General features: G+C 63.2%; 19 protein-coding genes. 9 read left to right on the top strand and 10 right to left on the bottom strand.

Going from position 1 to position 23,862, the window contains the following annotated elements; translation table 11 throughout:
- Window positions 1-52: 52 nt before the first annotated feature.
- Both JAO73_RS13570 and JAO73_RS13575 read right to left on the bottom strand, forming a co-directional pair.
- On the bottom strand, window positions 53-1,111 hold the full coding sequence (locus tag JAO73_RS13570) for a TolB family protein (RefSeq protein ID WP_223827780.1): 1,059 nt from the start codon (window positions 1,109-1,111) through the stop codon (window positions 53-55).
- Window positions 1,112-1,205: 94 nt separating this feature from the next.
- Window positions 1,206-1,997: a L,D-transpeptidase family protein gene (locus JAO73_RS13575; RefSeq protein ID WP_198977552.1), complete on the bottom strand. Its 792-nt coding sequence runs from the start codon at window positions 1,995-1,997 to the stop codon at window positions 1,206-1,208.
- Between the two features lie 157 nt (window positions 1,998-2,154).
- On the opposite strand from JAO73_RS13575, the gene JAO73_RS13580 reads away from it, so the two are divergent.
- Both JAO73_RS13580 and JAO73_RS13585 read left to right on the top strand, forming a co-directional pair.
- Window positions 2,155-4,629: a bifunctional YncE family protein/alkaline phosphatase family protein gene (locus tag JAO73_RS13580; protein ID WP_198977553.1), complete on the top strand. Its 2,475-nt coding sequence runs from the start codon at window positions 2,155-2,157 to the stop codon at window positions 4,627-4,629.
- 63 nt (window positions 4,630-4,692) lie between these two features.
- Window positions 4,693-5,358 carry a DUF2461 domain-containing protein gene (locus JAO73_RS13585; RefSeq protein ID WP_198977554.1) on the top strand — a complete coding sequence of 222 codons (666 nt, stop codon included), beginning with the start codon at window positions 4,693-4,695 and terminating at the stop codon, window positions 5,356-5,358.
- Window positions 5,359-5,399: 41 nt separating this feature from the next.
- On the opposite strand, the gene JAO73_RS13590 is transcribed toward JAO73_RS13585, so the two are convergent.
- The 5 genes from JAO73_RS13590 to JAO73_RS13610 form a co-directional block, all read right to left on the bottom strand.
- On the bottom strand, window positions 5,400-5,903 hold the full coding sequence (locus JAO73_RS13590) for a DUF6702 family protein (RefSeq protein WP_198977555.1): 504 nt from the start codon (window positions 5,901-5,903) through the stop codon (window positions 5,400-5,402).
- Between the two features lie 151 nt (window positions 5,904-6,054).
- Window positions 6,055-7,401, bottom strand: coding sequence for an RIP metalloprotease RseP (gene rseP, locus JAO73_RS13595; protein WP_198977556.1), 1,347 nt, complete (start codon window positions 7,399-7,401; stop codon window positions 6,055-6,057).
- A gap of 130 nt (window positions 7,402-7,531) precedes the next feature.
- Window positions 7,532-8,698, bottom strand: a complete 1,167-nt coding sequence (locus JAO73_RS13600; RefSeq protein ID WP_198977557.1) for a 1-deoxy-D-xylulose-5-phosphate reductoisomerase — start codon at window positions 8,696-8,698, stop codon at window positions 7,532-7,534.
- Window positions 8,699-8,752: 54 nt separating this feature from the next.
- Window positions 8,753-9,463 (bottom strand): GAF domain-containing protein, encoded by a 711-nt coding sequence (locus JAO73_RS13605; RefSeq protein WP_198977558.1) that lies wholly within the window; start codon window positions 9,461-9,463, stop codon window positions 8,753-8,755.
- A gap of 147 nt (window positions 9,464-9,610) precedes the next feature.
- Entirely contained in the window at window positions 9,611-10,357 is a 747-nt protein-coding gene (locus JAO73_RS13610) for a GAF domain-containing protein (protein WP_198977559.1), read from the bottom strand.
- A 77-nt stretch (window positions 10,358-10,434) separates the two neighbouring features.
- Here JAO73_RS13610 and JAO73_RS13615 point away from each other — a divergent pair, with 77 nt between their 5' ends.
- The 3 genes from JAO73_RS13615 to JAO73_RS13625 all read left to right on the top strand — a co-directional run bounded on the left by JAO73_RS13615 (window position 10,435) and on the right by JAO73_RS13625 (window position 12,923).
- Window positions 10,435-11,601, top strand: coding sequence for an NAD(P)/FAD-dependent oxidoreductase (locus JAO73_RS13615; RefSeq protein ID WP_198977560.1), 1,167 nt, complete (start codon window positions 10,435-10,437; stop codon window positions 11,599-11,601).
- A gap of 143 nt (window positions 11,602-11,744) precedes the next feature.
- A complete protein-coding gene (locus tag JAO73_RS13620) occupies window positions 11,745-12,749 on the top strand; it encodes an SMP-30/gluconolactonase/LRE family protein (protein WP_198977561.1) in 1,005 nt (334 codons plus the stop codon).
- 27 nt (window positions 12,750-12,776) lie between these two features.
- Window positions 12,777-12,923 (top strand): STAS domain-containing protein, encoded by a 147-nt coding sequence (locus JAO73_RS13625; protein ID WP_198977562.1) that lies wholly within the window; start codon window positions 12,777-12,779, stop codon window positions 12,921-12,923.
- A 124-nt stretch (window positions 12,924-13,047) separates the two neighbouring features.
- Here the strand turns inward: JAO73_RS13625 and JAO73_RS13630 are convergent, their stop codons facing one another.
- The 3 genes from JAO73_RS13630 to gltB all read right to left on the bottom strand — a co-directional run bounded on the left by JAO73_RS13630 (window position 13,048) and on the right by gltB (window position 19,631).
- Window positions 13,048-14,517, bottom strand: coding sequence for a glutamate synthase subunit beta (locus JAO73_RS13630; RefSeq protein WP_198977563.1), 1,470 nt, complete (start codon window positions 14,515-14,517; stop codon window positions 13,048-13,050).
- Window positions 14,518-14,655: 138 nt separating this feature from the next.
- Window positions 14,656-14,961 carry a GIY-YIG nuclease family protein gene (locus JAO73_RS13635; protein ID WP_198977564.1) on the bottom strand — a complete coding sequence of 102 codons (306 nt, stop codon included), beginning with the start codon at window positions 14,959-14,961 and terminating at the stop codon, window positions 14,656-14,658.
- A 128-nt stretch (window positions 14,962-15,089) separates the two neighbouring features.
- Complete coding sequence (gltB, locus tag JAO73_RS13640; protein ID WP_198977565.1) at window positions 15,090-19,631, bottom strand: glutamate synthase large subunit; 4,542 nt, start codon at window positions 19,629-19,631, stop codon at window positions 15,090-15,092.
- 440 nt (window positions 19,632-20,071) lie between these two features.
- Between gltB and JAO73_RS13645 the strand changes: the two genes are divergently transcribed.
- The 4 genes from JAO73_RS13645 (at window position 20,072) to ureC (ending at window position 23,791) form a co-directional block, all read left to right on the top strand.
- Complete coding sequence (locus JAO73_RS13645; RefSeq protein WP_198977566.1) at window positions 20,072-20,638, top strand: urease accessory protein; 567 nt, start codon at window positions 20,072-20,074, stop codon at window positions 20,636-20,638.
- 161 nt (window positions 20,639-20,799) lie between these two features.
- Window positions 20,800-21,543, top strand: coding sequence for an urease subunit beta (locus JAO73_RS13650; protein WP_198977567.1), 744 nt, complete (start codon window positions 20,800-20,802; stop codon window positions 21,541-21,543).
- 25 nt (window positions 21,544-21,568) lie between these two features.
- A complete protein-coding gene (locus JAO73_RS13655; RefSeq protein ID WP_198977568.1) occupies window positions 21,569-22,045 on the top strand; it encodes a hypothetical protein in 477 nt (158 codons plus the stop codon).
- Window positions 22,046-22,075: 30 nt separating this feature from the next.
- A complete protein-coding gene (gene ureC / locus JAO73_RS13660; protein WP_198977569.1) occupies window positions 22,076-23,791 on the top strand; it encodes an urease subunit alpha in 1,716 nt (571 codons plus the stop codon).
- Window positions 23,792-23,862 lie beyond the last annotated feature (71 nt).

Raw genomic sequence — 23,862 nt, forward strand, 5'->3', positions numbered from 1 at the left:
GATGCTTCGACTGCGCTCAGCATGACGGTTTTTTACAAAACAAACTCAGCTTCTACGGCACCACCACAAACGCCGGCAGGCCCAGCTTGCTGCGCCGGCCGCCCAGCTTCAGGCCTTCGTCCACGTATTTGCAGTCGGTGCCCAGGGCGTTGGGCTGCTCGATGACGCCGAGGTTGGGGTTGTCTTCGCGGGCCACGTAGATGCGCCCGTCGGGGCCCAGCTGCAGGGCGCCGATTTTGCGGTTGGCCGACTTGCCCACCAGCGTCTTGGCTTTGGTTTTGAGGTCGAACTGCCAGATTTCGGTTTGGCCGCCGCCCACGCCGTTGCAGGTGCCGTACACCTTTGAGCCGTCGGGCGAGAATTCCACGCCGTAGGCTTCGGCATAAGGCCCGAAGCTGCGCGGGTTGCTCACTTTGCCGGTGGCGCGGTCAAAATCGTAGATTTCAAACTTGTTGGTTTCGCGCCACAGGGCCGCGGCGAGGTGCTTGCCGTCGGGCGAGAACTTGAGGGCGCCAATGGCGTTGCGGCCGGGGCCGGCGTTCATGCTGCCCACGTTGCTCATGAGGGGCTTGGCGGCCACGCCGTCGGCCGTCACGAGGTAGCTCACGAAGGCATTGGAGTTCCAGCGGTGGGCCACCACCCAGGTGTCGCGGCCGTTCTGGTGACGCACGGCGGCCAGCTTTTCGGCCACGGGCTGCACCAGCAGCAGGTTCACGCGGGGCAGGTCGCCGAAGCCGTTGTCGCGCGTCATGTCCACAATGGAGTAGCGCAGGCCGTTGGGCGTGCCTTGCGGGGCCACCGTGAAAATGTAGAACACGTTGCCCGAGCCGGGGTCGGGCACGATGAGGGCCGACTGGGTGCTGCTGCCGCTGCCCATCAGCTTGTGGCCGTTGGGCATGGGCTGGTGCTTGCGGTTCCACACGGTTTCGCCGTTGGTGTAAAAGAGCAGCTCGCCCCGGGCGGTGGTGGCCACGGCGCAGCCCTCGTAGGTACTCATCTTGCCGTCGTTCAGGGGCTTGGGGGTGCCGTCGGCAAAGGTGAGGCCGGCCTGCTGGCCGAAATACCAGATGTCGGTGGGCCGCTGGGCGCGGGCCGCGAGCGTGAAAAGCAAGGGAAGAAAGGCAAGAAACAGGCGCTTCATGAAATAGGAAAAACGGTTGTGGAGCGCAACTAAACGAAAAAACCGTGCCTATTGGTGCACCTTGCTATCGGCGCGGGCTGCTTAGGGCGGCCAGTGGCCCGGCCCCGGCCGTGTCGTGGTGCTGCTCGAAATACGCGTAGCCGGGCATCAGGCTCCGCCAAAAAGCCTGGTGCGGGCTGCTGCGGCGCTTGGCCAGCTCGGCCTCGGTGAGGGGAAAGGGGAAAATGTGGACGGGAATGACGGGCTGCCCGGCAGCCCGCGCCGCCACGGCCAGCAGGTACACTTCCTCAATGCCGGCATCGGTGATGGGCATGCAGCCAATCGTGGCCTCGCCGCCGTGAATAAAAATGTCGCCGCCGGGGTTGGGCGCGCCCAGCGCGCGGTCGGCCGCGTTGGGGTAGTTGAGGCCCAGGGAAAGGTAGTAGTTGCTTTTCGGGTTGAACCGGTCGATTTCGTAAAAACCCTCGGGCACCTGCAGGTCGCCGGCCCGGCGCTTGGGGCCCAGCGTGCCCGAGGTGGCGGCCAGTGAGTAGGTTTCGAACAGTTCGTAAGGACCGCTGCCCTGGTTGCGGGCCCACACTTCCACTTGGGCGCGGCTTTTCAGCATGCGGATGAATACTTCGAGCCGCTTCGGGTCGAGCGCGTGTTCGCGCAGGCGGGCCGCCAGCTGGGGCCCAATGGCCGCCTGCGCGGCGCGCACCCGCGGAAACCGCAGCTGCTCTTTCCAGAAAGCGGCCGGGCGCTTGCCCACCAGGCTGTCGGGCGGCAGCGCGGTACTGGGTGCCGAGCAACTCTGGGCAAACAACTGGAAAACGGACAGCACGAGCAGCCCGCAGCACGACAAGCGACGCAGCATAAAACACAACCGGAATGGTGAAGAATGCCGCTACAACGGCATTCAAGTGTTTCTATTTTATGCCTTCGTGAAATTGCGCGTTTTCGCAAGGGCCAACCCGCCGGTGGGCTACCTTCGCGCCCGGTGGCGCGGCGGTGGCCCGCACCAAGCTTAGCTTATGCGCATTCGTTTCACCTTCCGCCTTGGTGCAGTGCTGCTGCCGTTTCTGGCGCTGCTGGGGTGCTCCGGCAACACCAACCAGAAGCCCGCTGCCGAAGCCCCCGGCGCTTTGCCCGGCCCCATTGCCGGCACCGCCCAAACCCGGCTGCCCAACGGCTGGAAGCTCAGCCCCGCCGGCACCGCCACGCCCCTCGGCGACCTGCCCCTCAACCTGCAGCTCAGCCCCGACGGCCGCCTGGCCGCCGTGGTGAATGCCGGCTGGGGCCAGAACTCGGTGCAGCTGCTGGATGCTGCTTCGGGCCAACTGCTAGATACCCGCGTGGTGCCGGCTGCCTGGGCCGGGCTGGCCTTCGCGCCCGATGGCCGCACGCTCTACGCCTCGGGCGGGCAGCACAACCGCGTCCACTGCTTTCGGGTGGAGGGCCAAAAACTGCAGCCCGACAGCGCCCTGGTGCTGGGGGAGAAGTGGCCCAAGCAGAAGATTGGCGTAGCGGGCCTGGCCGTGGATGGGCGCCGCCAGCAGCTCTACGCCGTGACGCGCGAAGACAATTCGCTCTACACCATTGACCTGAAAACGCGCAAAACCCTGCGCACCCTCAAGCTGCCGGCTGAAGCCTATGGCGCCCTGCTGAGCCCCGATGGCACTCGGCTCTACATCAGCCTGTGGGGCGGCCACGCCGTGGCCGTGTACGACGTGGAGAAGCAGCTGCTGCTTGCGCCCATCCCCGTCGAAAGCCACCCCAACGACCTGGCCCTGACCCGCGACGGCCGCCGGCTCTTCGTGGCCAATGCCAACAGCAACTCCGTGTCGGTCATCGACACCCGCGCCGGCCGCGTGACCGAAACCCTGAACACGGCCCTCTTTCCCAACTCGCCCGCCGGCAGCACCCCCGACGGCGTGGCCCTGAGCGCCGACGACACGCAGCTCTTCATCGCCAACGCCGACAACAACTGCCTGGCCGTGTTCGACGTGCGCGACCCGGCGGCCAGCCGGCCCCTGGGCTTCGTGCCCACCGGCTGGTACCCCACGGCGGTGCGCGTGGCGGGCGCGCAGCTGCTGGTGGTGAACGGCAAAGGCAGCGCCTCGCTGGCCAATCCCAACGGCCCGAACCCCATCCGCGACGTGGGCGAGAAGGGCGCCGGCTACATCGGCGGGCTGCTGAAAAGCTCGCTCTCGCGCCTGCCCGTGCCCGACGCGGCCGCGCTGGCCACGTTTTCGGCCCAGGTGTATGCCAACACGCCGTTTACGAAGGCCCGCGAGGCCGCGCCCGAAGTGCCGGCCGGCAACCCCGTGCCCCAGCGCGTGGGCGAGGCCTCGCCCATCAAACACGTCTTCTACATCATCAAGGAAAACCGCACCTACGACCAAGTACTTGGCGACCTGCCGGCCGGCAACGGCGACGCCAGCCTGTGCCTTTTCCCGGAGAAGGTGACGCCCAACCACCACGCCCTCACGCGGGAGTTTGTGCTGCTTGACAACTTTTATGTGGATGCCGAGGTGAGCGCCGACGGCCACAACTGGAGCACGGCGGCCTACGCCACCGATTTTGTGGAAAAAACCTGGCCCAGCAACTACAGCGGCCGCGGCGGCGAATACGATTTCGAAGGCAACAAAGGCGAAGTGGCCGAACCCCAAAACGGCTTTGTGTGGGACTACTGCCTGCGCGCCGGCCGCACGTTTCGGTCCTACGGCGAGTTCGTGTTTCAGGGCAAGCCCACCACGCCATCCATCGCGGCCAACTACTGCAAGGAGTACCCGGGCTTCAACATGAAGGTGAAGGACGTGGACCGCGAAAAGGTGTGGGAGGCCGATTTTGACCGCTTGGTGGCCGCCGGCAAGCTGCCCAACCTCAGCGTCATCCGCCTGCCCAACGACCACACTTACGGCGCGCGCAAGGGCGAATTGCACCCCTGGTCCTACGCCGCCGACAACGACCTCGCCCTGGGCCGCCTGATAGAGCACCTCTCCAAAAGCTCTGTGTGGAAGGAATCGGTGGTGATGATAGTGGAGGATGACGCCCAGAACGGCCCCGACCACGTGGACGCGCACCGCTCCACGGCCTACCTCGTGGGCCCCTACATCCGCCGCCACGCCGTGGTGCACACCGCCTACACCACGTCCGGCATGCTGCGCACGCTGGAGCTCATTCTCGGCCTGCCGCCCATGAGCCAGTACGACGCCGCCGCGCTGCCGCTCTGGGCCTGCTTCACGGCCAAGCCCAACCTGAAGCCCTACACCCTGCGCCCCGCCACCACGCCCCAAGACGTGCGCAACACCGCTTTCAACGCCCCCGCCCGCCGCGCCCTGAAATTTGACATGACCCGCGAAGACGCCGCCCCGGACCTGGCTTTTAACGAGAACATCTGGCAGGCCATTCGGGGCGAGCACAGCCACATGCCGGCCCCGCGCCGGGCCGCTTTCCTGCGCGAGGCCAAGGCCGAGCACGAAGAGGACGAAGGGGACGATGATTAGCTTATGTTGACATATAAGAGTGTCAAGCAGAGCGCAGAATTATAGCTCAAACCATTCCATTTCATGCAGCTTAAACCCCTTTTTGCCTTCCTCAGCGGCTTAGCCAAGCACAACGAGCGGCCCTGGTTTCAGGAGCGCAAAGCCACTTATGACCAGCTACGCGCCCAGTTTGTGGAAGACGCCGAGTATTGGTTTCAGGAATTGGCCAAGCTGGACCCGGAACTGGCCGGGCCGGGCGGCCGCAAAAGCATCTTCCGCATCTACCGCGACGTGCGCTTCAGCAACAACAAGGACCCCTACAAGACGCATTTTTCGGTGTACTTCACGGCCAGCGGCAAAGACATCGAAACGCCGGGCTACTACCTGCAGCTGGGGCCCAACGGCAACACGCTCATCGCCGGCGGCATGTACCAGCCCGAGAAGGAACAATTGGCCGCCATCCGGCAGGAAATCGACTACAACGCCGACGAGCTGAAAACGCTGCTGGCCGCGCCGGATTTTCGGCGCTACTTCGGCGGCCTGGGCGGCGACCGGCTCAAGAAAGCCCCCGCCGCCTATGCCGCCGACCACCCCGAAATTGAGTTGTTAAAACACAAAAGCTTCGTGGCCACGCATCAGATGGCCGATGCCGACGTGCTCAACCACGAGGATTTCCGGGCCTATGTGCTGGAGGTGTTCCGCGCCATGGTGCCGTTTTGCCAGTTTCTGCGCCACGCCATCAGCCAGTAGCCGGCCCGGGCATCGTCAAAGATGGGGAGGGCGGCAAGAGGCTACCAGGTCAGGGTTTCCTGCTCGTGGCCGGCGCGAAACAGGGCGCTTTGCTTTTTGCCGTTGGCCTCCACGTTCACGATGTTCATCTCGTCGCCAAATACTTCCAGCATCATGGCCTGGCGCAGCTGCACGCCGGGCTGGGGGCCGGGCAGCGGCACTTTGCAGAACAGCCAGTAGCCGTCGTTCTCGGCCTGCATGCCCAGCACCTGCAGCTGCAGCGCTGCTCCCGCCGTGGTGCGCACCTGCAGCGTGCGCTGCAGGTAGGCCGTGGCCAGCGCGAGGGGGCGCGGGCCGGCATCGGTGAGGTTCACGGGCGTGGGCTGGCCTTTGGAAATGGCCTTTTCAAAGTCGTCGGTAAACACCTTCACCGACAACTCCAGCTGCTGTTTGGCCGCGTTGTAGCGCAGCTCCGTGATGGTGCTGTGGTAGGCGTGCAGCGCCGGGGCCGCGCCCGCCAGCGGCAGGAGCAGTACTAAAGCGGCGAGGGTGGCAAGCAGGCGCATGGGCGAGTAGGGAGAAGAGGAGTTAGTGTGTTCTATTGTCATCCTGAGCGCAGCGAAGGACCTTATCACGCCCGCAACAGTTGAATTACTGCGCTTCGTTCGGCGGTGATAAGGTCCTTCGCTTTGCTCAGGATGACAGACGCAAGTCTGCTTAATTGAACAGTTTCATCACCTGCTTGAACACGATGACGTAGGCCATCAGGGCCAGAATCAGGACCGTGCCCACGCGCTGGGCGCCTTCCAGGAAGGCATCGGAGGGCTTGCGGCGCAGAATCATCTCGTAGAGCAGGAATACCACGTGGCCGCCGTCGAGGGCCGGAATGGGCAGCAGGTTCATGAAGGCCAGCACCATGCTCAGGCCGCCGGCCAAGCCCCAGAAGTGTTGCCAATCCCAGGTACCGCCGAATTGCTGAGCAATTTCCACCGGCCCGCCCAGGCTTTCGGAAGCCGAAATCTCGCCGCGGCCAATCTTGGCGAAAGCGCGGGCCTGCAGGCCAATTACGCCAAAGGCTTTCTTCACGCCCGCCGGAATGGCCTCGGCCACGGTGTATTTGCGGGTGCCCACTTTCAGGGTCGACTTGCGCTCGAAGCCGATGCGGCCCGATTCCGTGACCGGGATGTTCAGCGTGAGGGTTTGGCTGCCGCGCTGCACCACGGTGGCCACGGTCTTGCCTTTGTTGGCGAGCAATACGGCCTGCAACTCGTCGAAAAACTGAACAGGCTTTCCGGCCACGCTCGTGATGACGTCGCCGGCCAGCAGGCCCGCTTTGGAGGCGTTGCCGCCGGGCGTCACGCGGTCCACGGCGAAGGTTTCGCGGGGGCGCACCAGCAGGCTGTCTTCGCTTTGCTTGCTGAACTTGTCGAGGAAGTTTTTCGGGATTTTGAGGTCTTCCAACTGCCCGTTGCGCTCCACGGTGTAGTAGGAGTTATCGCCCATGATGACGTCGGGCTTGAACACGTCGTCGAACTCGGTGAACGGCCGGCCGTTGATTTTCACAATCTTGTCGCCGGTGCGGAAGCCGATTTCGCGGCCCAGGCCGTTGGGAATGATGCCATAGCGCGCCTCCGAGGCCGGCAGGAACGTCTCGCCGTAGTGGGCCGTCATGGCCGCGAAAATGGCAATGCCCAAAATCACGTTCATGATGATGCCGCCCAGCATCACCAGCAGGCGCTGCCAAGCCGGCTTGCCGCGGAATTCGTCGGGCTGCGGCGGGCCGGCCAGGGCCGAGGCGTCCTGCGTCTCGTCAATCATGCCGTGAATCTGCACGTAGCCGCCCAGCGGAAACCAGCCGATGCCGTATTCCGTCTCGCCGATTTTCTTTTTCACCAACGCGAAGTTGGCCACGTTGGGCATTGGAAACAGGAAGTCGAAGAAGATGTAGAACTTATCGACCCGGATTTTAAACAGCTTGGCGAAGGCGAAATGGCCGAATTCGTGCAAGCCGACAAGGATGGAAAGCGCCAGCACAAGCTGGCCAATCATGGTGAGGATAGCCAAGGGGGATTTTTTATTTATCTGTCATCTTGAGCGAAGCGAAGGACCTTATCACGCTCGCGCTGCAAGGGGGAGTAAATCTGGCGAAGGCAGCCGTGATAAGATGCTTCCTTCGTCAGCATGACAACGATTTTTAAACCAAGGTTTCGGCGAGGCGGCGCGTTTCCGCGTCGGTAGCCACCAGGTCGGCCAGGATTGGCTCGGCAAGGTACGATACCCGCGCCAGGCACTCCGCCACCAGGTCCGACATCTGCCGGAAGCCCACCTGCTCCCGCAAAAATGCGGCCACGGCCACTTCGTTGGCCGCGTTGAGCACGCAGGGCGCGTTGCCGCCCCGCCGCATGGCCCCGAAGGCCAGTTCCAGGTTAGGGAAAGCCACCCGGTCGGGCGCCTCGAAGGTGAGGGTGGGGTAGTCGAGAAACGAAAAGCGGGGGAAGGTGTTGGCCAGCCGCTGCGGGTAGCCCAGCGCGTACTGAATGGGCAGCTTCATGTCGGGCAAGCCCAATTGGGCTTTCAGCGAGCCGTCCTCGAACTGCACCAGCGAGTGCACAATGCTTTGCGGGTGCACCACCACGTCAATCTGCTCGTTGGTCAGGCCGAACAGCCATTTGGCCTCAATCACCTCCAGGCCCTTGTTCATGAGCGAGGCCGAATCGATGGTGATTTTGGCGCCCATGTCCCAGTTGGGGTGCTTCAGGGCCTGGGCTTTGGTCACGGCTTCCATCTCGCGGGCAGTACGCCCGCGGAAAGGGCCCCCGGAGGCCGTGAGGATGATTTTCTCGATGGGGTTCTGCGCTTCGCCCACCAAGCACTGGAATATGGCCGAGTGCTCGGAGTCGACGGGCAGCAGGCGCACGTTGTGCTGGCGCACGAGGCCCGTGATGAGCTCGCCGGCCACCACCAGCGTTTCCTTGTTGGCCAGGGCAATGTCCTTGCCCGCCCGAATGGCGGCCACCGTGGGCAACAGGCCCGCGTAGCCCACCAGGGCGGTGAGCACAATGTCGATTTCGGGGCGTGTCACCACCTCGGCCAGCGCCGTGGTGCCGGCCAATACTTCGGTTTCGGGCTGCTGGGCCAGCGCCTCTTTCAGGGCTTGGTAGCAGCTTTCGTCGCCAATGACTACCACGGCGGGCCGGAATTCCCGCGCCTGCTGCGCCAGCAGCTCCCACTGCCGCTGCGCGCTGAGCACCGCCACCCGGAACCGGCCCGGCTGCTGCCGCACCACCTCCAGCGCCTGCGTGCCAATGGAGCCCGTGGCGCCCAGCAACGCCAGCGTTTTCACCTCATTTTTTTCAACCATATTGCTATAAACACGGAAACGACGCAAAAGTACGCCCCTCCCACGCTCGCGCCCTTACGCCCGTTTGAGGGTGGCCGCCACAAACTGGTCGACGACGTCGGCAATGGCTTTCACTTCGGCCACCACGCCGTCGGTGATGGGCGCGGGGCCGCCGGTGGGGGCGGGGCGCTCGGCCAGGGCGCTCAGGCGCGCCAGCTGGCCGCCAATGGCCCGGTACACGGGCTCCCACAGCACGGCGGTGCGGTCGGCGTGGGCGCCCAGGGTGCGGCGCAGCTCCAGCAGGCGCATCACCAACCCGGCCAAGATGGCCAGCAAGGTGCGCTCGTTGGGCAAAAACTGACGGGGCGGGCCGTCGTACACGCACAGCGAGCCCAGGTTGAAGCCGTCGGGGGTGCGCAGGTTGTGGCCGGCGTAGAAATGCAGGCCCAGCTGCTGCACCAGCGAGGTGTCGACGCCGGGAATGGTGGCCTGGGCCAGGTCTTCGAACACGGCCGTGTCGTTTTGCAAAATGGTGGCCGAGCAAATGCTTTGCTCGCGCGGAATTCGCTCGATGGGCACGGGCAGGTTGTAAGGCGCCTTCACCAGCACCTGGTTTTGCTCTACGATGGAGAGCATGGCGTTGGAAGCGCTGAACAGCCGGGCGGTGGCGGCCACCACGTCGTCGAGCACCTTTTCGCTGCGCGCGTCCAGCAGCTGGTAGCGGTCGAGGGCGTCGAGCCGGGCCGCGTCGTTGGCCGGTATTAGGAAGGGGGAGTTATCAGCCAAAACAAAAGGGAAAGAAAAGCCGGCCAGAATGGCCAACCACTACGGGCCGTGCAAGCCCCGTGCGCATACGGCTGAGCTGTCGGCCCCGACTTGTACCGCTGCCAGGGGGGCAGGGTTGCGTGGTTCGGCCGGCGGGTGCCGGCGCGGTTAGCGCCGTTGGAGCGTTGAAAGCAGAAACTGGTCGATGATGCCCACGATGGCCCCGGCTTCCTGCGCCACGGCTGGGGCCAGCTCGCGGGTGGGGCCGCTTCCCAGTCGTTGCCGTTCGGCCAGCGCGCCCAGGCGGCCCAGCTGCTCGCCGATGGCGCGGTACACCAGCTCCCAGAGGGCCATTGTGGCGCCGGCATGAGCGCCCAGCAGGCGGCGCAGCTCCAGCAGGCGCATCACCAGCCCGGCCAGGCGGCCCAGCAGCGTGCGCTCGGCCGGGGTGAAGCGGCGGGGCGGGCCGTCGAGCAGGCACAGCGCGCCGAGGTTGTGGCCATCGGGCGTGCGCAGGTTGTGGCCGGCGTAAAAGCGCAGCCCCATCTGCCGCACCAGCGAGGTGTCGACGCCGGGCGCGCTGGAGTGGTCGAGGTTCTCGAACACGGCCGTGTCGTTTTGCAGGATGGTGGCCGAGCACAGGCTTTGCTCGCGCGGCACCCGCTCGATGGGGGCCGGCAGGTTGTAGGGCGCTTTCACCAGCACGGTGTCTTTTTCCACGATGGAAATCATGGCGTTGGAAACCCGAAAGAGCCGGGCGGTGGCGGCCACCACGTCGTCGAGCACTTGTTCGCTGCGGGCGTCGAGCAGCTGGTAGCGGTCGAGGGCGCGCAGGCGGGCGTCGTCGTTGGCCGGAATCAGGGAGGCGAGGAAGGGGTTCACGTCCGGCAGGGTAGAAAAGGTGGTAGCGGGCAAGCTAGTGAAAAACGGGCAGAGGCCGGCAGGGGTTCGGCCCGCGGGCCAGCCGGAAGTCGTCCGTTACCTTTGAAGGCGTGTCGGTACCTGCTTCTTCTGCTTCTGATTACGACGTGGCCATCATCGGGGCCGGGCCGGCGGGCGCGGCCTGTGCGCTGGCCCTGCGGGCTAGCGGCCTGCGGGTGGCGCTGCTGGACAAGGCCCAGTTTCCGCGCGACAAGGTGTGCGGCGACGCCATTCCCGGCCATGCCCTGAAGGCCCTGCGCCAGCTCGACCCCGCCTTTGCCGAGGCCCTGTGGCAGCTGCAGCCGCTCGACGCCGTGCGCCAGTCACGCTTGGTGGCGCCCAACGGCGACAGCCTCTGGATGCGCTGGAAACTGCCCAGCTTCAACAGCCCGCGCGAAACCTTCGACGCTGCGCTGCTGGAGCTGGTGCGCCTGCACACGCCCACCACCATTCTCGAAAACACCATCCTCAAAGGCCTGCACGTGGACGCGGAGTGCGTGCGCCTGCACTTGGCCGAAGGCGCCGAGCTTACCTGCCAGGTGGTCATCGGCTGCGACGGGGCCAACTCGGTGGTGCGCCGCCAGCTGCTGCCCATGCCCCTCGACCGCGCCCACCACTGCGCCGGCGTGCGGGCCTATTTCGAAAACATCAAAGACGCCGAGGCCGGCCTCACGGAATATTTCTTCACGAAGGATTACCTGCAGGGCTACCTCTGGATTTTCCCCGTGGGCCAGGGCCGCTACAACGTGGGCCTGGGCATGCTTTCCGAAACCGTAGCCCGGCACAAAGTCGACCTGAAGCAGGTGCTGCCCGAGATGCTGGCCACGCACCCCGCCCTGGCCGGCCGCTTCGACGACGCCCGCCAGCTGGGGGCCATTCAGGGCTTTGGGCTGCCGCTGGGGGGCGGACGCACGGTGCCCGTGAGCGGCGCGCGCTTTCTGCTGTGCGGCGACGCGGCTTCGCTCATCGACCCCATTCAGGGCCACGGCATCGACACGGCGATGCAAAGCGGCATACTGGCCGCCAAGCAGGTGCTGGCCTGCTTCAAAAAGCAGGAGTTTAGCGCCGACTTCATGCGGAGCTACGACGCCCAGGTAGCGCACCGCATCAGCCGCAAGCTGGCCAAAAGCTACCGGATGATGCGCTTCCTCAGCAACAAGCCGTGGCTGGTGAACGCGGGCGTGCGCCTGGCCCGGGTGCCCGGCCTGAAGCCGTGGGTGCAGAAGGCCATCGGGTAGGAGTGCCGGCGGTGCCGACTGCATGGGCCCAACGCACAATGCCAAAAAGTTTTAACGCGGTTTTAACGTCAATTTCAACCGGCGTTTGCCCGGCCGTACGTACAAGCAGGTAGTTCATTCTTCGGATTTTATCCCTACCGCTTATGCTCCATTCATTCTTTTCCAACCGGGCCCGGCCAGCACGGCTGCCGCGTGTTGTTCTCCTCACGGCCCTGGCGGGTGGCCTTTTGGCCCTGTTGCCCAGTTGTTCCAAAGACTCGGAACCCGTGGCCGAAACGCCGGTGCCCGCCCGCATCTCGGTGCCGCAAGCCGGCGTCTACCCCGAAGGCATACAGTGGGACGATGCCAACAAGCGCTTCTACGTCAGCTCCCGCGCCAAAGGCACCGTGGGCACCGTGCGCGACGACAGTACGTACACGGAATTCGGCAAGGACTCTAGGCTGATTTCCACCATCGGCCTCAACCTCGACGCCTCGCGTTCGCGCCTGCTGGCCGCCGTGTCCGACAACAACTTCAATCCCAGCGTGCAGAACCAGCCCACGCTGCGCAAGTTGGCCGCGCTGGCCATTTTCAACACCAGCACCGGTGCGCTGAGCAGCTACGTGGATTTGGGCGGCCTGCGCCCCGCGCTGATGCATTTTGCCAACGACATGGCCGTGGACAAGGACGGCAACGTCTACATCACCGACAGCATGGCGCCCATCATCTACAAAGTGGATTTGCAGGGCAACGCCAGCGTTTTCCTGGAGAATGCGCAGCTCAGCGGCGGCACCGGCTTCGGGCTGAACGGCATCGTCTACCACCCCGACGGCTACCTGCTCACGGCCAAAACCAGCGACGGTACCTTGTTCAAAGTGCCCATCAGCAACCCCACTGGCTTCACCACCGTCACCAAAACGCAAAGTCTGGTGGGCGCCGATGGCCTGCTGCTGTTCGATAACACCACGCTGCTAGTCGTGGCCGGCAACCAAAGCACCGTGTACCGCATGACCACCGCCGATGCCTGGGCTTCCGCCACCTCTACGGGCAGCTTTGCCACCGGCGCCGTGAGCCCCACCACCATCACCCGGCGCGGTGCCGATGCCTACGTGCTGTACCCGTACGCGGCCACGGCGCCGCGATTTAAGATTGTGAAGGTGAGTTTTTAAGCTGCCTGTTTTTGATGAAGGGGCGAGTTGTCGGCGCAGCCTTGGGTTGCCGACAACCCGCCTTTTTTCTTCCACAAGCTAACCGAGCGCTACCACCGCGCCGGCAAAACCCTGCACCTGCGCCACCTCAGCCCCGACTGCCGCCAGCTGCTGAGCAAAGCCGGGGGCTTTTGAGGTGAATGTTAATGCAGACCCGCAGGATGTAGTGGTAGAGGATGTGTGGGCGGGTTGAGGAAGAAACCCGAGAAGAAAAGTCTACGGCTCATCTTCATAACCAACTACTCGTAATGACGGCTGATTATGCAAACATCCCCACCGCATTCTTACTAAGCAGCGCCGTCTTGCCCGTCAGCAGCAAATCCACTTGCCGGGCGGCTTCGCGGCCTTCCGAGATGGCCCAGACGACTAGCGACTGGCCGCGGCGCATGTCGCCGGCCACGAAGACGTTGGGCTGGTTCGTGACGAAGGTTTTGTCATCGGCCAGCACGTTGCCGCGCGGGTCGAGGTCAATTTCCAGCTCGTTCAGGAGGCCCTCCATGCGGGGGCCGGTGAAGCCCAGGGCCAGCAGCACGCGCTGGCAGGGGATTTCGCGGTCGGAATCGGGCACCTCCTCAAAGCGGATGCGGCGGCCCATGACGTCGGTTTCCCAGGTCACGTCGCTCACGCGCAGGGCCCGGAGCCGGCCGGCCTCGTCGGCCAGAAATTCCTTGGTATTGATGCCCCAGTAGCGCTGGCAGCCTTCTTCATGCGAGGTGCTGCTGCGGAAAATGTGCGGCTCCTGTGGCCAGGGCGTGTGGGCGGGGCGCTCGGTGCCGGGCTGGTGCATGAGGGCAAACTGCGTGACGGAGCGGGCCCGCTGGCGGTTGGCTGTGCCTACGCAGTCGGAGCCCGTGTCGCCGCTGCCGATGACCACCACGTCCTCGCCCTCCACCCAGATGGGCGCGTCGGGCAGGGCTAGCTCGCTCACCCGGCGGTTGTGCTGGGTGAGAAAGTCCATGGCGAAGTGGATGCCCGACAGGTCGCGGCCGGCAATGTTCAGGTCGCGTGGCACGCTGGCGCCGCCGGCCAGCACCACGGCGTGAAAGTCACGGGTGAGCTGGGCGAATGACACGTCGCGGCCGATTTCGGTGTTGCAGCGAAAGCTGATGCCGTCCTCCTTCAGCAAGTCGATGCGGCGGTCAATCACCCACTTGTCCAGCTTGAAATCGGGGATGCCGTAGCGGAGCAGGCCGCCGGGCCGGTCGTCGCGCTCAAACACCGTGACGGTGTGGCCGGCCTTGGCCAGCTGCGCCGCCGCCGCCAGCCCCGCCGGGCCGGAGCCCACCACGGCCACCGTTTTGCCCGATTTCAGGACCGGGGCCGTGGGCTGCACGTAGCCTTTCGCGAAGGCAATTTCGATGATGTGCTTCTCGATTTCCTCAATGGCCACCGGGCTGCTGTGGATGCTGAGCACGCACGCCGCCTCGCACGGCGCGGGGCAGATGCGCCCGGTGAACTCGGGGAAGTTGTTGGTGGCGCTGAGAATCTGGTAGGCATCTTCCCATTTCTCCGCACGCACGGCGTCGTTGAATTCGGGAATGATGTTGCCCAGCGGGCAGCCCGAGTGGCAGAATGGGATGCCGCAATCCATGCAGCGGGCCGCCTGCTGCGTGAGCTGTCCTTCGGAATAAGTGCCGACGAATTCGTGGCTGTGGTTCACACGCTCCTGCGGGGCCGCTTTAGGCGGCAACTCGCGGGCGAATTCTTTGAAGCCGGTGGGGTTGGGCATAGGGTGTCAGGTGTTTTTAGAACGTCATGCAGAGCGCAGCGAAGCATCTCGCGTGTGGTAGTAATTCTTTTCTTGCGATTGAGTCAGTATTACACGCGAGATGCTTCGCTGCGCTCTGCATGACGGTTTTATGTCTGTTTATGAATCGTTGGCTGGGCCGGTCCAGGTTTCCAAATCAATGGCTTCCCAATTGGGATTAAATCCAATAATGAGCTTCTCTTTCTTGGCGCGGCTCCAGCCTTTTAGTTCTTTCTCGCGGGCAATGGCCTGTATGGGGTCGGGTAGAAGTTCAAAGTAGACGAGTAGATTGGCTTGGTAGCGGCCAGTGAATTTTCCGTGGTTGCCGAGGTTGTTACTGTGTTCTTCAAGGCGGCGTGGTAGGTTGTTGGTGACACCGATGTAAAGCACTGTTCGGTTCGGATTGGTGAGTAGATAGACGTACATGAGTCGGCATTTTGGAGCAGCACAAGAACGTCATGCAGAGCGTAGCGAAGCATCTCGCTCGGCTTCGTCTTCACGATTGATTTACTACCCCACGCGAGATGCTTCGCTTCGCTCTGCATGACATTCTTTTACCCCACCTCCACATACCGCGCCTTTTGCAGCACCTTCTTATACTCACTCGGAAACACCTTCACGAACTTCGCGGCTTCCTCCTGCCAGTTTCCCAGCAGAAACGCTGCCACCTGGCTGCCCGTCAGTTCCACATGCTGCCGCAGCAGCTCCTGAATCTGGTCCTCGTCGTCGGCATCGAGCGGGTCTAGCTCTACCATTTCGGGGTTGCAGTTTTGGGGGAAGGTGCCGTTGGGGTCGTACACCCAGGCGATGCCGCCGCTCATGCCGGCGGCGAAGTTGCGGCCGGTTTGGCCCAGGATGAGGGCTCGGCCGCCCGTCATGTACTCGCAGCCGTGGTCGCCGACGCCTTCTACCACCGCGGTAGCGCCGGAGTTACGCACCGCAAACCGTTCGCCGGCTTGGCCGCGCACGAACAGCGCGCCGGAAGTGGCCCCGTACAGCGCCACGTTGCCGATGATGATGTTTTGCTCGGGCACGAAATGGGCGGCGGGGGAGGGGAAGATGGCCAGCTGCGCCCCGCTCAAGCCTTTGCCCACGTAGTCGTTGGCCTCGCCTTCCAGCGCAAACGACAGGCCGCGCACGCTGAACGCGCCGAAGCTCTGGCCCGCCGAGCCGCGGAACCGGAAGTTGATGGTGTTGTCAGGCAAGCCGGCGGCGTGGTAGCGCTTGGCAATCTCGTTCGAGAGCAGCGTGCCGATGGTGCGGTCAATGTTCTGCACCTCGAACTCGGCGAAAACCGGCGTTTGCTCATTCAGGGCCGGTTGGGCGTGTTCGAGTAGTTGCCAGTCGAGGATGCCGCGGATGCCGTGGTCCTGCGCCTCGCTGTTATAAAGGGTGCCGCCGGAGATGTTCACGGCGGGGTGCAGCAGGCCGGCGAGGTCGAGATGGCGGGCTTTCCAGTGGGTGAGGCCCTCGCGCACTTTCAGGAATTCGGGGCGGCCCACCATCTCATTTATCGTGCGGAAACCCAGCTCGGCCATGATTTCGCGCAGCTCCTCGGCCAAGAAGCGGAAGAGGTTCACGACGTGTTCGGGCTGACCGGTGAAGAGCTTGCGCAACTCCGGGTCCTGGGTGGCCACGCCCACGGGGCAGGTGTTGAGGTGGCATTTGCGCATCATCACGCAGCCGCCGGCTACCAGCGCGGCGGTGGCCACGCCCCATTCTTCGGCTCCCAAAAGCGCCGCTACGGCCAGGTCGCGGCCGGTTTTCAGCTGGCCGTCGGCTTGCAGTACCACGCGGCTGCGGAGCTGGTTGCGCACCAGCGTTTGGTGGGCTTCGGCCAGGCCCAGCTCCCAGGGCAGACCAGCGTGCTTGATGGAACTGATGGGCGAGGCGCCCGTGCCGCCGTCGTAGCCGGCAATCAAAATCACGTCGGCGTGGGCCTTGGCGACGCCAGCCGCGATGGTGCCCACTCCTGCCTTACTCACCAGCTTCACGTTGATGCGGGCGGCGCGGTTGGCGTTTTTCAGGTCGAAGATGAGCTGGGCCAGGTCCTCGATGGAGTAGATATCGTGGTGCGGTGGGGGCGATATCAGGCCGACGCCGGGCGTGGCGTGGCGCACTTTGGCAATCCATTCGTCCACCTTGTGGCCGGGGAGCTGGCCGCCCTCGCCGGGTTTGGCGCCCTGGGCCATCTTGATTTGCAGCTCGTCGGCGTTGGTGAGGTAGTGGGCCGTGACACCAAAGCGCGCCGACGCCACCTGCTTGATGGCCGAGCGCATGGAGTCGCCGTTGGGCATCACTTCGTAGCGCAGCGGGTCTTCACCGCCCTCGCCGGTGTTACTTTTGCCGCCGATGCGGTTCATGGCAATGGCCAGCGTGCTGTGGGCCTCGTGCGAAATCGAGCCAAACGACATGGCCCCGGTCGCAAACCGCTTCATGATGCCCTCGGCCGGCTCCACTTCGTCCAGCGAAATCGGGTCGCGGTGGTGGGCGAAATCCAGCAGGCCGCGCAGGGTGAACATGCGCTCGGGCTGCTCGTTCACCAGCTTGGCGTAGCGCTGGTAGGTGGCGTAATTGTTCGTCCGCGTGGCCAGCTGCAGCAGGTGCACGGTTTCGGGGTTGAACATGTGCGCCTCGCCGCGCCGCCGCCAGTGGTAGAGGCCGCCGTCGGGCAGCAAGGTTTGCTCCTCGGGCGTGGTCGATTTGAAGCCCTGAAAGTGCTTGTAGAGCGTTTCGCGGGCAATTTCATCCAGCCCCAACCCGCCAATGCGCGTGACCGCGCCGCAGAAATAGGCGTCCACCACAGCCTGGTTCAGCCCCAGAATCTCGAACACCTGCGCGCCGTGGTAGCTCTGCAGGGTCGAAATCCCCATCTTCGAGAAAATCTTCAGCAGGCCGTCGCACACGGCTTTGATGTAATTGTAGTTCAGCTGCGTATGGTCGAGCGCAGTGTTGAACTGCCCGGCCTCGTGCATGGTCCGGATGGTCGCCAGCGCCAGGTAGGGGTTGATGGCCGTGGCCCCGAACGAGAGCAGGCAGGCGAAATGGTGCACTTCCCACACGTCGCCGGCCTCCACCACCAGGCCCACCGAACCCCGGAAACCGAGCTTGATTAGGTGGTGATGCACGGCCGAAACGGCCAGCAGTGACGGTATAGGTGCGTGTTCGGAATCTACGGCGCGGTCCGATAAAATCAGTACTTCGAAGCCGTCATTCACCGCATCTTCGGCGTAGCGGCAGAGGCGGGCGAGGCCGTTTTCGAGCGCGCCCGGCTTGCCATCGGCCCGGAAATAGGTTTGTAAGGTCTTGGCATTGAACATGCCGGTGTCGATGCTGCGCAGCTTCTCCAGCTCCAGGTTGCTCAGGATGGGCTGACGCAGCGCCACGCAGTGGCAGTGGTGCTTGTCCTCGTCCAGGATGTTGCCGTTGTTACCCAGGAAGGTGGCCAGGCTCATCACCAGCCGCTCCCGGATGGGGTCGATAGGCGGGTTGGTGACCTGCGCGAAAAACTGCTTGAAGTAGCTGCTCAGGTGCTGCGGCTGGTCGGATAGCACGGCCAGCGGCACGTCCACGCCCATCGAGCCGATGGGCTCCTTGCCCTCCAACGCCATCGGCGTGATAAGCACATCAATGTCCTCGCGGGTGTAGCCGAACACCTGATGGTACTTGAACACCGAATCGGCGGCCAGCTCCGTGAACATCTGGCGCGGCTCAGGCAACTCGTCGAGCTGAATCTGGTACTCATCCAGCCACGCGCCGTAGGGCTGGCGGCCGGCGGCTTGGGCCTTCAGCTCCTCGTCGGTGATGATGCGGCCGGCCACGGTGTCCACCAGCAGCATTTTGCCGGGCTGGAGGCGGCCTTTCTGCACCACCGTGGCGGGGTCGATGTGGAGCACACCGGCTTCGGAAGCCACCAGCACGCGGCCGTCGGTGGTTTCGAGGTAGCGCAGGGGGCGCAGACCGTTGCGGTCCAGCATGGCCCCAATCAACTTGCCGTCGGTGAAAAGCAGGGCCGCCGGGCCGTCCCAGGGCTCCATAAACGTGGCGTGGAACTCGTAGAAGGCCTTTTTGAGCGGGTCCATCTGGGTGTTACCGTCCCAGGCCTCGGGCACGAGCATCATCATCACGTGCGGCAGCGGGCGGCCCGAGTGCAGCAGAATTTCCACCACGTTATCCAGGCAGGCCGAGTCCGACTGCCTGGCATCGACCACTGGCAGCAGCATGTCCATTTCCTCGGCCGAGAAGTACGGCGACACGTAGCTGCGCAAGCCCGCATAAAACCAGTTCAGGTTGCCGCGCAGCGTATTGATTTCCCCGTTATGCGCCAAAAACCGGAACGGCTGGGCCAGCTTCCAGCTCGGAAACGTGTTGGTCGAAAACCGCGAGTGCACCAGCCCGAATGCCGAGGTCACCCGCTCGTCGCTGAGGTCGGGAAAGTAGCCGCGCACCTGGTAGGTGGTCAGCTGGCCTTTATACACAATGGTTTTGCACGAGAGCGAGGCGAAGTAGAACACGTCCATCGCGGCCGTCACCGTCTCGCGCACCGTCTTGAAAATCAGGCGGCGCAGCACGTACAGCTTGCGCTCGAAATCATCCGGATTGGTAATGCCTTCCGGGCGGCCGAAAAACACCTGCTCCATCACCGGCTCGGCGGCCAGCGCCGTGGGGCCGATGCCGGTCGGGTTCACTGGCACCGGCCGGTAGCCCAGCAGCGGAAACCCCAGCCGCGCCGCCGCCCCATTGATGACCTCCCGGCAGGCTTCGCGCAGCTTTTCATCCTTCGGCAAATAGGCAAAGCCCACGCCGTAGCTGCCCGGCTCGGGCAAGCGAATATCCAATGCCACGCACTCTTGCAGCAGGAACCAGTGCGGAATCTGGATGAGTAGGCCGGCCCCGTCGCCGGAATCGGCATCGCAGCCGCAGGCGCCGCGGTGCTCCATGTTTTCCAGCATGGTCAGCGCGTCAGTGATGGTCTGGTGCGTTTTGCGGCCGTTGAGGTAGGTGATGAAACCGGTCCCGCAGGCATCGTGCTCAAATTCGGGGCGGTACAGGCCCTGAAGAGCGTCGGTGGATGGTATCGGGGCTTTGAAAGTCATAGGGGAGGGGCCGCCGTTCAGCTGGAATATTAGCAGTGGCTGGGGCAAAGTCAGCCATCGGCACGCAGCCGTTTACAAGAAACGCCCCGCCGCTGGCCGGCAAAATGGTCGTATCAGTTGCTTTACTATTTCCACTTTGTGGTATTGGCTGGTAAATTATTGGATGCTAGTGTGTTATGTATATTGTTTGTACAATGTCAAAACCGGCCATTCACACGACCCATAGCTTTTGAATGCCTTTTGCCACGCAACGCAGGATTCCAAGTTACGGGCGCTTTTTCTGGATTCAGCAGCTAATTCAAGAAGTTTAGGTTACTTTTTCAAAAAATTCCAATTTGCCCTAAAAATCGGGAGCCTCAAACGTTTCCAATATGTATTTCCCTAAAACCCCCTGCTAAATGCAAGCACTGTTGCCCATTTTATTTGCTTCTGTAGCCGGAATGGGTCATGCATTTGAACCCGACCACTTGCTGGCCGTGGGCAACCTCATTTCCCGCCGCGACACCCTGGCCGAAGCCCTGCGCGACGGCATCTATTGGGGCCTGGGCCACACCACCACGCTGGTAATCGTGGGCGCCATCATCCTGCTGGGCCGCGCCACGTTCCTTGCCTCTGGCTACTTCGAAGCTGCCGTGGGCCTAATGCTCGTCGTGATGGGCATTAGCCGCCTGCTCGACCAGCGCCGCGAAGCCGCCAAGGTGCGCCCCGGCGTGGCTCCCTCCCGCGCCGCCTACGCCGTGGGCCTGCTCCACGGCCTGGCCGGCAGCGGCGCGCTGGTGCTACTGGTGATGAGCGAAATCCGCGACCCGTGGCTGAGCGTGCTCTACTTCGCGGTATTCGGCATTGGCTCCATTCTGGGCATGTTCATCGTGGCCGGTCTGTGCAGCGTGCCGTTCACCAAGCGGATGAAGATTAATCGGGTGCTGAAAACGGCCACGATTACGCTTTCTTCGCTTTGCTGCATTCTGTATGGCGGCTGGATGATTTACGGGAACGTGCAATGGTAGAACGTCCACCAAAAAGAACGTCATGCAGAGCGCAGCGAAGCATCTCGCGTGCCACCGCTAATCAATGAGGTTTTCAACGATTGAGTTACTACTACACGCGAGATACTTCGCTGCGCTCTGCATGACGTTCTTTCGCTGACGTCCTTTACCGCTCCCTACTTATGCACCTCTCCCCCAAAGACCTCGACAAGCTCGTTCTCCACCAGGCCGGTTTCGTGGCGCAGAAACGCTACGCCCGCGGCCTGCTCCTGAACTACCCCGAAGCCCTGGCCCTCATCGCCACGCAGCTGCTGGAGTTCATCCGCGACGGCGAGCGGGTGGCCGTGCTCATGGACAAGGGCAAGCAGCTGCTGGGCCTGGCCGACGTGCTGCCCGGCGTGGCCGACATGCTCCACGAAGTCCAAATCGAAGGCACCTTCCCCGACGGCACCAAGCTCGTGACCGTGCACCACCCCATCTGCCGCGAAACCGGCGATGCCGCCCTGGCCCTCTACGGCTCCGGCCTGCGCCGCGCCCCGGCCCCCGGCGCCGCGCCCGCCAACGCCAGCCACCCCCAGCCCGGCGAATACCAGCTGCACCCCGAAGACATCATCCTCAACGAAAGCCGCGCCACGGTGGACGTGGACGTGGTGAACATGGGCGACCGGCCCGTGCAGGTCGGCTCGCACTATCCCTTCTTCGAAACCAACGCGGCGCTGCACTTCGACCGCGCCGCCGCCTATGGTTTCCGCCTCAACATCCCGGCCGGCACGGCGGTGCGCTTCGAGCCCGGCGAGCGCAAGCGCGTGCACCTGGTGGCCCTGGCCGGCGAGCGCATCGTGTACGGCGGCAATGGGCTCATTGATGGGAAGCTGGATGATGCTGGAAAGAAGCAGCAGGCGCTGGAGAAACTTATTGCGCCGTAGTATTAGGTAATCATCCTACTTCATTGTGGCACGTCGCTTACCTCCCTTGAAACCGAATAAGTCAGGAACTTACGAATCACCAGTAATATGGTGGTTTATGCTATTACTCTCCACATTTATGGCCGTAGTTTTTTCAACTATGGTTTTCCCAGAAAATTTGCGAGCTCGCGAGGTTGTGAAAGAGGGTAAATACGTCACTGTAGATGTGTTGCAAACTAAAATCTCAAATTTTGGTCGCAGTCCTAAACATTACCTCGTTTTTTATTACAAAGGATACACCGGTAATATCAATTTAGGATATAAATTCTTTAATCTAATACAAGGCAAAAAAGAGGTCCGGCTACTTCACTTGGAGAAATTTCCAAAGCTATTTGTCCCGCCTATCATGCCTCCCGATTACAACGATGAAGGCCAATTCTATTCGCTCATAATACTGACTTGTTTTTTTGTTTTCATGGTGCCTTACAGTGCTCATAAGGTTTATCAACTTTCTGGGAAATAATCTTGGATTGGACCTTTAAACTAAACTAATATGTCCCTCCCTATCTCCCGTCGCGCGTATGCCGACATGTACGGCCCCACCACCGGCGACCGGGTGCGCCTCGGCGATACCGGCCTGCTGATTGAAGTTGAACGCGACTACTGCGTGTACGGCGAGGAATGCAAGTTCGGCGGCGGCAAGGTGCTGCGCGACGGCATGGGCCAGGCCGCCGGCATCGGCCCGGCCGATGCGCTGGATTTGGTCATCACCAACGCGCTGGTGGTCGATTACACCGGCATTTTCAAGGCCGACATCGGCATCAAGGGCGGGCGCATCGTGGGCATCGGCAAGGCCGGCAACCCGCACATCATGCCCGGCGTCACGCCCGGCATGGTGGTGGGCGTCACCACCGAAGTTATTGCCGGCGAAGGCCAGCTGCTGACCGCCGGCGGCATCGACTGCCACATCCATTTCATCAGCCCCCAGCAGATTCCCGAGGCGCTGGCGTCCGGGGTGACCACCATGATTGGGGGCGGCACCGGGCCGGCGGCTGGCACCAACGCCACCACCTGCACGCCCGGCGCGTTCTACCTCGAAACCATGCTGAAAGCCACCGAGGCCTACCCGCTCAACTTCGGATTTCTGGGCAAGGGCAACGCCTCCAAGCCCGAGGGCCTGCGCGAGCAGGCCGAGGCCGGGGCGCTGGGCTTCAAGCTGCACGAGGACTGGGGCACCACCCCGGCGGCCATCGACATGTGCCTGAGCATTGCCGAGGAATACGACGTGCAGGTCTGCATCCATACCGATACGCTGAACGAGAGCGGCTTCGTGGAAACCAGCACGGCGGCGTTTAAGGGCCGCACCATCCATTCCTACCACACCGAAGGGGCAGGGGGCGGCCACGCGCCCGACATCATCAAAATCTGCGGCGAGCCGAACGTCATCCCCTCCAGCACCAACCCCACGCGCCCCTTTACGGTGAACACCATCGACGAGCACCTTGACATGCTCATGGTCTGCCACCACCTCGACCGCAACATTCCCGAAGACGTGGCCTTCGCCGAAAGCCGCATCCGGGGCGAAACCATCGCCGCCGAAGACATCCTGCACGATATGGGCGCGCTCAGCATCATCAGCTCCGATTCGCAGGCCATGGGCCGGGTGGGCGAGGTCATCACCCGCACCTGGCAAACGGCTCACAAAATGAAGCAGCAGCGCGGCCCCCTGCCCGAAGACGCCCACGGCGGCGCCGACAACTTCCGCGTGCGCCGCTACGTGGCCAAGTACACCATCAACCCGGCCCGCGCCCACGGCATCGCGCACGAAGTCGGCTCCGTCGAAATCGGCAAGCTGGCCGACCTCGTGCTCTGGAAACCCGCCTTTTTCGGCGCCCGCCCCGAGCTGATTCTCAAAGGCGGCATCATCGCGCAATCGCAGATGGGCGACGCCAACGCTTCCATTCCCACGCCGCAACCGTCGTTCTCGCGCCCCATGTTCGGCGCGCTGGGCGGGGCTATTGGGAAGTCGTCGATGGTGTTTGTGTCGGGCGCTTCTGTTGAAAAGGTGCGGGCTGATTATGGCTTAACGAAGCAGGTGGTGGCGGTGAAGAACTGCCGGAATATTGGGAAGAAGGACATGGCGTTGAACGACTACCTACCCAATATTTCCGTCGACCCCGAGACGTATCGGGTGATGGTAGATGGCGTGCATTTGACGTGTGAGCCGGCGGAGGTGCTGCCGCTGGCGCAGCTGTATAACCTTTTCTAGAACGATGTAGAGACGCATACTTGCGTCTCGTCGTCTGCGCCGTTTGTTACGGCATCGTTCGCATAATCTCG

This window comes from Hymenobacter miniatus, assembly GCF_016427455.1.
GTDB classification, from domain to species: Bacteria; Bacteroidota; Bacteroidia; order Cytophagales; family Hymenobacteraceae; genus Hymenobacter; species Hymenobacter armeniacus.

Bases quoted from the DNA above. Each gene is read 5' to 3' on its own strand.
- JAO73_RS13590 (WP_198977555.1), bottom strand. From the start codon at position 5,903: ATGCGCCTGCTTGCCACCCTCGCCGCTTTAGTACTGCTCCTGCCGCTG.
- JAO73_RS13575 (WP_198977552.1), bottom strand. From the start codon at position 1,997: ATGCTGCGTCGCTTGTCGTGCTGCGGGCTGCTCGTGCTGTCCGTTTTC.
- gltB (WP_198977565.1), bottom strand. From the start codon at position 19,631: ATGACTTTCAAAGCCCCGATACCATCCACCGACGCTCTTCAGGGCCTG.
- JAO73_RS13580 (WP_198977553.1), top strand. From the start codon at position 2,155: ATGCGCATTCGTTTCACCTTCCGCCTTGGTGCAGTGCTGCTGCCGTTT.
- JAO73_RS13635 (WP_198977564.1), bottom strand. From the start codon at position 14,961: ATGTACGTCTATCTACTCACCAATCCGAACCGAACAGTGCTTTACATC.
- ureC (WP_198977569.1), top strand. From the start codon at position 22,076: ATGTCCCTCCCTATCTCCCGTCGCGCGTATGCCGACATGTACGGCCCC.
- JAO73_RS13620 (WP_198977561.1), top strand. From the start codon at position 11,745: ATGCTCCATTCATTCTTTTCCAACCGGGCCCGGCCAGCACGGCTGCCG.
- JAO73_RS13600 (WP_198977557.1), bottom strand. From the start codon at position 8,698: ATGGTTGAAAAAAATGAGGTGAAAACGCTGGCGTTGCTGGGCGCCACG.
- JAO73_RS13630 (WP_198977563.1), bottom strand. From the start codon at position 14,517: ATGCCCAACCCCACCGGCTTCAAAGAATTCGCCCGCGAGTTGCCGCCT.
- JAO73_RS13650 (WP_198977567.1), top strand. From the start codon at position 20,800: ATGCACCTCTCCCCCAAAGACCTCGACAAGCTCGTTCTCCACCAGGCC.
- JAO73_RS13645 (WP_198977566.1), top strand. From the start codon at position 20,072: ATGGGTCATGCATTTGAACCCGACCACTTGCTGGCCGTGGGCAACCTC.
- JAO73_RS13585 (WP_198977554.1), top strand. From the start codon at position 4,693: ATGCAGCTTAAACCCCTTTTTGCCTTCCTCAGCGGCTTAGCCAAGCAC.